Here is a 10,353-nt window from a genome sequence, read left to right on the forward strand (position 1 = left end):
TTTTTTCGCTTACTTTTTCAGCAAACCCTAACTATAATAATTACCGTTGTTTCCACCCGCTTGCTCGTCAAAAAACAAAGGCGACAAGAAGAATTAGACGGAGAGCTTAATTCCCTTACCGTAGAATTAATCGGAGGTGTCTCTAAGTTAAGAGTAGCAGCAGCCGAAGAGAGAGCTTTTGCTGCTTGGGCGCGCCAATACAGTAAGCGACTCAAACTAAGTTCTAGCGTCCAGAGAATAAATGATGCCGTTTCGACTTTTAGCGAAGCCCTACCAGAAGTCAGTTCTATTTTACTGTTTTGGTTTGCCATTCTCTTTATTCAGATGGCAGCAGCTAAAAACGATCCTCTGGGTTTTAATGCAGGTACATTTCTCGCTTTTAACTCCGCTTTTGGCATTTTCTTGAATGGCGCAACCGATCTCAGCAACACTTTTACCGATATTCTGGAAATTGTCCCCCTTTGGGAAAGGGCGCAGCCTATTTTACAAACAGAACCAGAATCTAATCTCGATAAAGCAAGTCCTGGTCGCTTAACTGGTCGTATATCTTTAGATCGTGTTACTTTTCGCTATGGAGAAGAAGGAGCTTTAACTCTCGAAGATGTCAGTCTTCGCATTCAACCTGGTGAATTTATTGCTTTTGTCGGACCATCAGGTAGTGGTAAATCTACTATCTTTCGTTTGTTACTCGGATTTGAAACTCCCTTGAGCGGTAAAGTTTATTACGACAGTCAAGATTTGGCAGAATTGGATGTTCCCGCCGTCAGACGACAGCTAGGAGTAGTTTTACAAAACGTCAGAATTTCTCAGAGTTCGATTTTTGAAAGTATTTCTGGTGGTGCATTAATTAGTTTAGATGAAGCTTGGTCAGCAGCACGTATGGCTGGGTTTGCCGAAGATATCGAGCAAATGCCAATGGAAATGCATACCGTGGTTAGTGAAGGAGGAAGTAACCTTTCTGGAGGACAGCGACAAAGATTGTTGATTGCTCGCGCGTTGGTACTCAAACCAAAAATTATTCTGATGGACGAAGCTACCAGTGCGCTGGATAACCGAACTCAGTCAATTGTTACTGAAAGTTTAGATCGGATGAATGCCACCAGGATAGTTATCGCCCACAGGCTGAGTACCATTCGCAATGCCGACAGAATTTATGTTGTCGAAGCAGGGAGAATTGTCCAAGCAGGAAACTATGACCAACTGATTAATCAAGACGGACTGTTTGCTAGGTTGGTAGCACGACAACTAGATTGATCTAGATTAATTTAGTGCGATCCCATGCCAATAATTTGAGGAAATGCGATCGCCAACAAAGTTTAATTAAAAAGCTCGTTTCGTAGTTTTTGGTAAAAATTTTTTCTATCTGGTTGAGATCAAATTTAAAATTCAATTGTCGCACTTAATCTTTTGTTATCACATCTGGTAACCATAACAACATCAGTAAAACCAAACAAACTATTACTAAACCTACGCTATAGCCAACTGCATTTTCTTGTTCTAAAGCTTGTTGCATTAAGTATAAATTTGAAATCATTTTTAGGTTATTAGATTAGTGAATATAAAAAACAATATATAGCTATTATAACTAATTTATAACTATCTGAAAATATTAAGATAATAGTCGTTTAAAATTATCAATATTTTACTTAAATATTTTTAATAAAATACCTAAAACTTGATAAAAATATAGTTACTAAAATTAGAAAATCAATTGTTTATAAGTAAGTTAATACAGAGGAAATAATTTTAAGTTGAACAATCTAGTTACAAGTTTATAAATTTACTGTAATATTATGCTTTTAAGCTTTTTTAGTAAAACACAAGCAATTAAGAAACTTACTATAATGTCTTCATTATCTCAAGCAAAAGATTGGTTTTTACAACTGCTATATAAGCGAATTATACATAAGCAAATTATTATTATTTTGCTCGTTCTTTTTTTGATAGGTATTAGTATAACTGTAGCCAGTATATCCCGCCTTTCCTACAGTTTGATTGAATCTCAAGCAGTTCATAGTGCTAGCATCAACGCTCAAATACTAAAAGAAGCCAGTTATCTTTATACTACCGAAGTTGTAGATCGCCTTCAAAAACTGCCAGGTGTGACAGTAACTGATGATTACTCCAATAGTTTAGCTGCTATTCCCCCACCAGTTACTTACTCGATTTTGTTAAGTCATAATGTTACTGAAAAAAACATTTCTGCAATTTCGATGCGTTTCTCTGGTCTATCTCCTTTTCGTTGGCGCGTAACAGAAGAAATTAAAAGAGATAACTTTGAAACAGAAGCACTGGAATATTTGCAAAATAATCCCCAGAAAACATTTTATCGTATTGAAGAGCTTAATGGTCGCTCAACTCTACGTTACGTCGAACCATATATCATGAAAGCAAGTTGTGTTAGTTGCGATAATTCTCATCCCGATAGTTCTAAAAGTAATTGGCAAGTCGGACAAATACAAGGGATATTGGAAATTAACCAACCTCTAGATCGTAATATGCTTCTAGTTCGTAATAGTTTGACTCAAATTTTTATCAAGCTAGGAGTAGTCGCGATTTTACCCATATTAAGTTTAACCTTAGTTATTGGAAGATTGAAATTTATTAACCAGGAATTAAAAATTTTAGTAAAAAAACGAACTACTGAATTGACCACAGCCCATACCAAATTAATCAATGTACAGAAAGACATTACTCAGCTACAAATCCAAGTTAATCGAGAAAAACACCAAAAAGAAGTTAACGAAATAGTTAACTCCGATCACTTTGATTGGATTGCTCAACAAGGTAAAAAATGGCGACAGGAAAACCAGGATTGATGTTCTAGAATTTACAGATTTTTCAGAGAATGATAACTGTTTCAATTGTTTCAGTTAATCTCAAATTTTGCCAAAATTTTAATTTAGATACACACTATGGCCAAAATTATCGCTATTCATTCTTATCGAGGTGGAACGGGTAAATCTAATTTAACGGCTAATATAGCCACTATAGTTGCTCAGGCTGGTAATCGCGTCGCTATAGTTGATACAGACTTACCGTCTCCTGGTATTCACGTTTTATTTGGACTGGGAGAAGAACAAATAAAAAATACGTTAAACAGTTATCTTTGGGGTCAATGTGCGCTTAAAGATACAATTTATAACGTTTCTCATGTCATGACTCAAAAAACAGCCAGTAGTGCTATTTATCTTCTTCCTTCTAGTGCCAAACTTGCCGATATTTCCCGCATTCTTCGTGAAGGCTATGACTTTGAGTTACTGCTAGAAGGATTTAAAAAACTGATAGATTTACTTGAGCTTGATTACTTGTTTATCGATACTCATCCTGGTTTAAATCAGGAGACTTTAGTATCTCTGACTATATCTAACCTAGTTTTGTATATTATGCGACCAGATAAACAGGATTTTCAAGGAACTGCTGTAACAATTGATGTTGCTCGTAGATTGCAAGTTCCTAAAGTACTAATCATAGTTAACAAAGCCCTCAAAGAATACAATTTTGCTCAACTTAGTCAGGAAGTAGAATCTACATATAAAACTAGAGTTGCAGGAATTTTACAACAATCCGATGAAGTAATGCGAATGGCAAGTAAGGGTATTTTTGCAGTTTGCTATCCAGAGCAACTATTTTCTAGAGTAATTAAGGGAATTGCCCGACAAATAATCTTATAACTTAATCTTTTTTTACCACATCTTTTTTTAGTTCACTCTCATATCCCTCTCAAAATATTCATATCCTGATTTGGATTGAGAACTAATTTAATTACAGTAATTTACGACGCGCGCCCCGAAGGAAGTCCTTTAGGGAAGCTAGTCCTTTAGGATAACTACAAAATAGCTGAATAAGCCCAGCTTAAAAATTAAATATATCGAATAATTTTAGTTATTGATTAATAACTGAAACATCTTTACCGTCAATTTTCTTGAAATTAGCGATCGCCTAACAATCAATTAATTGCAAGAATACCCCAACTCTTATTTTTTTAATTAGTAAATATCCAGATAAAAATAATATTTGATTATAGTACAAAATATTAATGCCAAAGTTCTACTGAACAAAACAAGATTGTATTTTTCAGTTTATATTCGCCAACAATCTGCATAAAAAATTGAACCTTACGTAAATAATAAATATAAGCAAACAAAAACAGCTTTCATTAAAAATTTGCCAGGTTTAGGAACATGAAAAAATCTACATTTGGAATCTCTAAATCACAAATCCCCAATCACTATTCTCCAATGAAGAAAATGATTCGCCTTTTGCTGGTAGACGATCAAGAATTGGTTTGTCAGGGATTACGAGCAATGTTGAATTTGGAGCCAGATTTAGAAGTAGTGGGAGTTGCCAACAATGTGCAAACTGCGATTGAACAGGTAGAAATTCTCAAACCAGATGTTGTATTGATGGATATCAAGATGCCCATTATGGATGGAACAGAGGCAACAAGAATGATCGCTCAAAGATTTCCCGATACTAAGGTATTAGTTATCAGCACATTTGATGAAGATGACTACATCGCTCGCGCGATTAAAGCAGGAGCAAAAGGATATCTGCTTAAGGATATGCCTGTTGAAGAGCTAGCCCAGGTAATTCGATCGGTACATCGGGGATATACTCAAATGGCACCTGGACTAATGGAAAAAATGCTTGATGTTATTTTAAACTCCAACAGAACCGAAACTAAACCAGATGAATCTGAAATAACAGAATTGACTCCAAGAGAAGCAGAAGTACTCAAATTAATTGGTACGGGCTGTACTAATCGTGAAATTGCCCGACAACTTTATATTGCTGAAGGAACTGTCAAAACTCATGTTACTCATATTTTCAACCGACTGAATCTGCGGAATCGAACGCAAATAGCTATTTATGCTAATTCTATGATGAAAAAAGCAATATAATTTGATAAAAAAAGCAATATAATTTCTTATACCAATTTTTCTTCACTAGCAAAATAGATAGCACATTATTTTTTCTTAAGAAAAAACATTACTAAATTTAGGGTGGGCATTGCCCGCCCTACCGTAATATAAATTAATTAACTAAATCAAAACCAAATTTCTCCTTAATACTGCTATTAAAATACTTCCCTACAGAAGGAGCATCTTTCATCTCTTTATAAATCGCTTCAGGCACATCTAGATAATTATAAATGCTGCCATTATTAAACTCGATTCTTAATACTTGCTTCTCTGCATCATAATCAAAAGATTTAATCGCTACACTTTGACTTTTTAACAGAGGAAAGGCAATAACATCGCGAATACTAGGAGAATCAGTTAATAACATAACCAGTCTATCAATACCAATTCCTAAACCACCAGTGGGAGGCATTCCGTATTCTAAAGCTGCTAAGAAATCTTCATCTACATCATTAGCTTCTAAATCTCCTGCTGCTTTTTTCGCTGCTTGGGCTTCTAGCCTTTCTCTTTGCTCTAAAGGGTCAGTTAACTCCGAAAAACTATTAGCGGTTTCTCTGCCTACGATAAATAATTCAAATCTTTCGACTAATCCTGGTTTGTCTCTGTGGGGCTTTGCTAAAGGAGATATTTCTACAGGATAATCGGTGATAAAAGTAGGTTGAATCAGATCGGTTTCTACTTTTTGTTCAAAGGCTTCATTGAGTAGTTTCCCGATAGATTGACAGTCTTCGGGTACTTCAATTCCTGCATCTTTGGCTGCGGATTTAGCGGAAGCAAAATCATCAAATTGAGCAAAACTAACTCCTGTGGCTTCTTCTACAATCTCATGCATTGTTACTCTACGCCAAGGGGGAGTTAGATCGATTTCTGTACCTTGATAATTAATTTTAGTTGTCCCAATAACTTCTTGAGCAACAGTACTAATCAGGTTTTCGGTTAATGCCATCATATCGTCGTAATCAGCATAAGCTTGATACACTTCGATAGAGGTAAATTCGGGATTATGACGGGTAGAAACTCCTTCATTACGGAAAATTCTCCCTAATTCAAATACTTTTTCAAAACCACCCACAATCAATCTTTTAAGATGTAATTCTGTAGCAATTCGCAGATACAAATCCATCTCTAAAGTATTGTGGTAAGTAATAAAGGGACGAGCATCCGCGCCTCCTGCTTCACTTTGTAAAACGGGGGTTTCTATTTCTAGGAAATCTCTAGTTTCTAAATAACGACGAATTCCTGCGGTAATTTTGGCTCGAATCCGAAAAGTATTTCTAACTTGGGGGTTAACAATCAAGTCTACATACCTTTGGCGATAGCGTTTCTCGGTATCAGTTAAACCATGCCATTTATCAGGTAAGGGTAAAACAGATTTAGTCAGAATTGCATACTCACTGACATAAATCGAAAGTTCTCCTTTTTCCGTTCTTTTGATTGTACCTTTGACCCCTAAAATGTCTCCTGTATCACTGAGTTTTTTGAGATGATTAAATGCACCAACCAACTCAGACATGGTGTTATTAACTCTCTTTTTTTCTATATAAAGTTGAATTTTGCCAGTTTCATCTTGCAATTCAAAAAAAGCTAACTTTCCAAAGACGCGACGCGCCATAATGCGACCAGCAATGGAAACTTCATCAGCAATCTCTTCTCCTGCTGCTAAATCTGCATACTTGTCTTGTAACTCCCGTGCATGATGAGTGATTTCCCACTTATAGCAATAAGGATTCAATCCCAAATCTTTGATCTGTGCAATCTTTTGAATTCTTGTAGCGCGAATTTCGTCTAAATTAGATTTGTTGGGTTGATTATCGGGGGATTGATTTATTGCCATAATTACTGAGTGAAAAATGTATTGTACTTATATAATGTCTAAACAACAAAAAAGCCCAAACATGGAATGCTGAGCTAATCGTAAACAAAATTGATGGTATTGTAATGGATTATAATAACAATTAATAGTCGTTATTTAATTTAATAGTCGTTGTTGCGACGATTATAGCCACCACCGCCACCACCACGGTTTTGATTTTCACGAGGTCTTGCTTTGTTAACTCGTAACTCTCTTCCCATCCATTCTGCGCCATCTAGAGTTTCAATAGCTTTGTCTTCTTCGGTCTCACTAGCCATTTCAACAAAACCGAAACCTCTCATACGACCAGTTTCTCGATCTGTGGGAAGATATACTCGCTTAACAGTACCGTACTCGCCGAAAACACTGGATATATCCTCTTCTGTGACGGAATAAGGAATATTACCTACATATATTGACATTGGTTGTCTCCTGGTTTGAGATTAGTTGAGGGAGATGAACAGTTCGGGAACAACCTTGTCAACCAGAAAGCGGAAAAAATACATAACTAAATTGAAGCAAACGCTGTACCGAATTTAATCTCTGCCATTAGTAAGATAACACAGCACAATCGAACAAAGAATGCGAAGATGGAAAACAATGTAAAAAATTACGAACCTATCAAAAGAATATCTTCAAAAGCAAATATGTAGTACATTATAAAACAATTAAAAAGGATAAAGTCTATGACAGGGAATGGCGTTAAACATAACGAATTAAGACAGTTAGTTCGTTCCCAACTAGAATTACTATTAGAACGAGGTAATTTAGAGGGAGCAAAAGACCTTCTGATCCCTGTCCAACCAGTAGACATAGCAGAAGCAATTGAGGATTTACCAGAATCAATGCAGGTAATTGCATTTCGGTTGTTATCAAAAGCAGAAGCTATAGAGGTTTATGAATACTTAGATTCGACCGTACAGCAATCTTTGATTGAAGAATTTAAACGTCAGGAAGTGTTGGATGTTGTAGATAAAATGTCTCCTGACGATCGAGTGAAATTGTTTGATGAACTTCCTGCTAAAGTGGTAAGACAATTATTAGCACAGCTTAGTCCAGGGGAAAGACAAGCTACTGCATTATTACTGGGTTATGAAGAAGATACCGCAGGGCGTATTATGACCCCTGAATATATTTCTTTGAAAGAAAGTTTAACTGTTGATGAAACCTTAATTAGAATTCGGAGCCTAGCTAATGCGTCCGAAATTATTTACTATCTCTATGTTACAGATGCTTCTCGTCACCTTACAGGAATAGTATCTCTAAGAGAATTAGTGCTGTCTGCTCCTGAAACTGCTTTAGGAGAAATTATGACTCGCGATGTGGTTTCTGTGCATACCGATACAGATCAGGAAGAAGTAGCCAAAACAATTCAACGTTATGATATTTTAGCTGTTCCTGTAGTCGATCGCGAAAATAGATTAGTCGGAGTTGTTACAGTAGATGATGTAATCGATATTTTAGAAAGAGAAGCTACTGAAGATATCTACGCTTTGGGTGGAGTACAGTCAGATAAAGATAATTATTTCCAAACTAATTTGGTTACTGTAGCTCGTCGCAGAGTGGTTTGGTTATTTGTTTTGTTACTTACCAATAGTGTTACTTCAACTATTATTAATTCTTATCAAGGTTTACTCGAAAAAGCTGTTACTCTAGTGGCTTTTATTCCCCTTTTAACTGGTACGGGTGGTAATGTGGGAGCGCAATCTTCGACAGTGGTAATTCGTGGTTTAAATACTGATGAAATTACAGATATGGGAGCAGGAAAAGTAGTTTTTCGTGAAGCTTTAGCGGGAATTTTATTGGGCATTATTTTAGGAACAATGGCGACTATTTGGGCTTTTCTGTTATTAGGGAAAAGTTTTTCTGTGGCTTTTTCTGTAGGGATTAGTTTAGTAGCTATTTCTCTCTTGGCTTCGGTTGCGGGTTCGGCTTTACCTTTTTTGTTTCGCTCTTTTGGACTCGATCCCGCGTTAATGTCTGCACCTTTTATTACAACTGCGGTAGATGTTTTAGGTGTATTGATTTATTTTAATATTGCCAAGTTGATTTTGGGTTTGTAGTTTGTTGTTGGTGGTTAGTCCCGTCAAGCGGGATAATATGGTTAGTGGGTAGAGACGTTCCAGCATATTCTAGAATTTAAAGGAAAGAGTTGTTTAGCTTGTCCCTATCACGGTCATAAAGTCCAATTTTTAGGAGACGGTAAAGTAATTGTAGAAGGAAATATTTCCAGTCAAGATATTCAGCAAGTTTTACCTTTGCAAGTTGTTAATGGTAAGGTGTGGACTTACGGTCTTTATTGGAAAGAAGAGAGTGGAAAATTAATTTCCGAACCCATTGAAGCTAAACTACCCATTCCCGATTATAGTAACATTGCTTTTCTACCCAAATATAATTCCCAATTGCATCTAAGCGAACTTAACCATATTTATTCTTTCTCGGAATCGTTTAATGGTGATATTCTCCAAATGATGTGGAATGCACATGATGGGGAGCATTTTGCTTGTACCCATTATGATTCAATGCTCACAAAAGAAATAAAAATTGAGAATCTTACCCAGAATGAGAATAAGCTTTCCTGGCAACTATTCCTGTCTAAACGGAAAGATAGAGATGCTAAAAGAAATAAGATGAGTCCATTCGTTAATGATGTAATGGTTCAATGTTTTAAGACATTTTTACCAAGTTTGTTTATTCTTACTAATGAAATTGCCCAAGGACAGCTTTTTGTCGCAGTTGGTTATGGGTATCCAGAGTCACCTGCAAAAACTAGATTTTGCGTAGATGGCTATTTTAATTTTGAGTAGACTTGGTGGCAAAAGCTGCTCAAGTTTCCTCAAACGGGAAATAATTTTCGCGATACTTTACTTTTTGAAGATTTGACTATCTTGAATAACGTTTATCCGACCTTCAATAAAAAGATTGCACTCAAAAATGATCCCCCTGCTCAATTAGCGATGAATTATCTGCAAAACTGGGATTTCTAAACCGTCTCTAGTTCAAGTCGGATTGATGAATCTATGAACCAGCCAACATCAAGACGATCAAAACAATATCATAACTGAGAGAAAATAACTTATTGACGAGCGACCAAGCGCGAGATTTCACGTAGTTTTTAGATCGACGGATGTTTTTGATAGATTGATAAATGAGCGACAATCAATAACAATGTCCAATCCTCATGCGTGTCTCGTAAAGTATGAGACTTATTAAAAGTAGTGGGTTGTGACAGCATCACTCGTGCAGTGAAAGTCATGTCTAGTCTACGTTAAAATTAAGGGCGAACGACGGGGCTCGAACCCGCGAATGGTGGTACCACAAACCACTGCCTTAACCACTTGGCTACGCTCGCCATGCATATAGAATAATAACATAATTTGCAAAATTAGGTAAGTCATCAGAATTGTTTTCTTCAAAAGCAGTGAAACTCTCTACAAAAGCTTGAGTTCCGAAAAATCAGTTATTTCCAGAGAACAAACACCCGTTTTACTGTTCTAAACTCGCTCGCTCTCTACTGAGGATAGACTGCTTTATAAATCATAGACAAACCTAGACAAGCTAGATTGGCGATTTTTT

The 10,353-nt window shown here is 36.3% G+C and carries 9 protein-coding genes and 1 tRNA gene; 6 read left to right on the top strand and 4 right to left on the bottom strand.

The features are described 5' to 3' along the window. Positions 1–1,254, top strand: a 1,254-nt coding sequence (locus tag H1P_RS26850) for an ATP-binding cassette domain-containing protein (RefSeq protein WP_144873431.1), incomplete at its 5' end; no start/stop codon positions are given. 1 nt (position 1,255) lies between these two features. On the opposite strand, the gene H1P_RS39050 is transcribed toward H1P_RS26850, so the two are convergent. Further along, on the bottom strand, positions 1,256–1,390 hold the full coding sequence (locus tag H1P_RS39050) for a hypothetical protein (protein ID WP_281291239.1): 135 nt from the start codon (positions 1,388–1,390) through the stop codon (positions 1,256–1,258). Positions 1,391–1,844: 454 nt separating this feature from the next. Between H1P_RS39050 and H1P_RS26855 the strand changes: the two genes are divergently transcribed. The 3 genes from H1P_RS26855 (at position 1,845) to H1P_RS26865 (ending at position 4,904) form a co-directional block, all read left to right on the top strand. Next, entirely contained in the window at positions 1,845–2,819 is a 975-nt protein-coding gene (locus H1P_RS26855) for a Tll0287-like domain-containing protein (RefSeq protein WP_186376161.1), read from the top strand. A gap of 96 nt (positions 2,820–2,915) precedes the next feature. Beyond that, positions 2,916–3,674, top strand: a complete 759-nt coding sequence (locus H1P_RS26860) for a MinD/ParA family ATP-binding protein (RefSeq protein ID WP_144873437.1) — start codon at positions 2,916–2,918, stop codon at positions 3,672–3,674. Between the two features lie 576 nt (positions 3,675–4,250). Further along, positions 4,251–4,904, top strand: a complete 654-nt coding sequence (locus H1P_RS26865) for a response regulator (RefSeq protein ID WP_144873453.1) — start codon at positions 4,251–4,253, stop codon at positions 4,902–4,904. 133 nt (positions 4,905–5,037) lie between these two features. Here H1P_RS26865 and lysS read toward each other — a convergent pair whose 3' ends face one another. Together lysS and H1P_RS26875 are read right to left on the bottom strand one after the other, a co-directional pair. Further along, complete coding sequence (gene lysS / locus H1P_RS26870) at positions 5,038–6,759, bottom strand: lysine--tRNA ligase (protein ID WP_144873440.1); 1,722 nt, start codon at positions 6,757–6,759, stop codon at positions 5,038–5,040. Between the two features lie 140 nt (positions 6,760–6,899). Beyond that, positions 6,900–7,199 (bottom strand): RNA recognition motif domain-containing protein, encoded by a 300-nt coding sequence (locus H1P_RS26875; RefSeq protein ID WP_144873443.1) that lies wholly within the window; start codon positions 7,197–7,199, stop codon positions 6,900–6,902. A gap of 264 nt (positions 7,200–7,463) precedes the next feature. On the opposite strand from H1P_RS26875, the gene mgtE reads away from it, so the two are divergent. Together mgtE and H1P_RS26885 are read left to right on the top strand one after the other, a co-directional pair. After that, positions 7,464–8,840: a magnesium transporter gene (mgtE, locus tag H1P_RS26880; protein WP_144873446.1), complete on the top strand. Its 1,377-nt coding sequence runs from the start codon at positions 7,464–7,466 to the stop codon at positions 8,838–8,840. A gap of 195 nt (positions 8,841–9,035) precedes the next feature. Further along, positions 9,036–9,584 (top strand): hypothetical protein, encoded by a 549-nt coding sequence (locus H1P_RS26885; RefSeq protein ID WP_144873450.1) that lies wholly within the window; start codon positions 9,036–9,038, stop codon positions 9,582–9,584. Positions 9,585–10,056: 472 nt separating this feature from the next. On the opposite strand, the gene H1P_RS26890 is transcribed toward H1P_RS26885, so the two are convergent. Beyond that, positions 10,057–10,129, bottom strand: a tRNA-His gene (locus H1P_RS26890). Positions 10,130–10,353: the final 224 nt, after the last annotated feature.

The sequence above is a fragment of the Hyella patelloides LEGE 07179 genome (assembly GCF_900659865.1).
Lineage (GTDB): Bacteria > Cyanobacteriota > Cyanobacteriia > Cyanobacteriales > Xenococcaceae > Hyella > Hyella patelloides.

Excerpts from the sequence above, each read along its gene's own strand:
- H1P_RS26855 (WP_186376161.1), top strand. The coding sequence starts at position 1,845 with ATGTCTTCATTATCTCAAGCAAAAGATTGGTTTTTACAACTGCTATAT.
- H1P_RS26860 (WP_144873437.1), top strand. The coding sequence starts at position 2,916 with ATGGCCAAAATTATCGCTATTCATTCTTATCGAGGTGGAACGGGTAAA.
- H1P_RS26865 (WP_144873453.1), top strand. The coding sequence starts at position 4,251 with ATGATTCGCCTTTTGCTGGTAGACGATCAAGAATTGGTTTGTCAGGGA.
- lysS (WP_144873440.1), bottom strand. The coding sequence starts at position 6,759 with ATGGCAATAAATCAATCCCCCGATAATCAACCCAACAAATCTAATTTA.
- H1P_RS26875 (WP_144873443.1), bottom strand. The coding sequence starts at position 7,199 with ATGTCAATATATGTAGGTAATATTCCTTATTCCGTCACAGAAGAGGAT.
- mgtE (WP_144873446.1), top strand. The coding sequence starts at position 7,464 with ATGACAGGGAATGGCGTTAAACATAACGAATTAAGACAGTTAGTTCGT.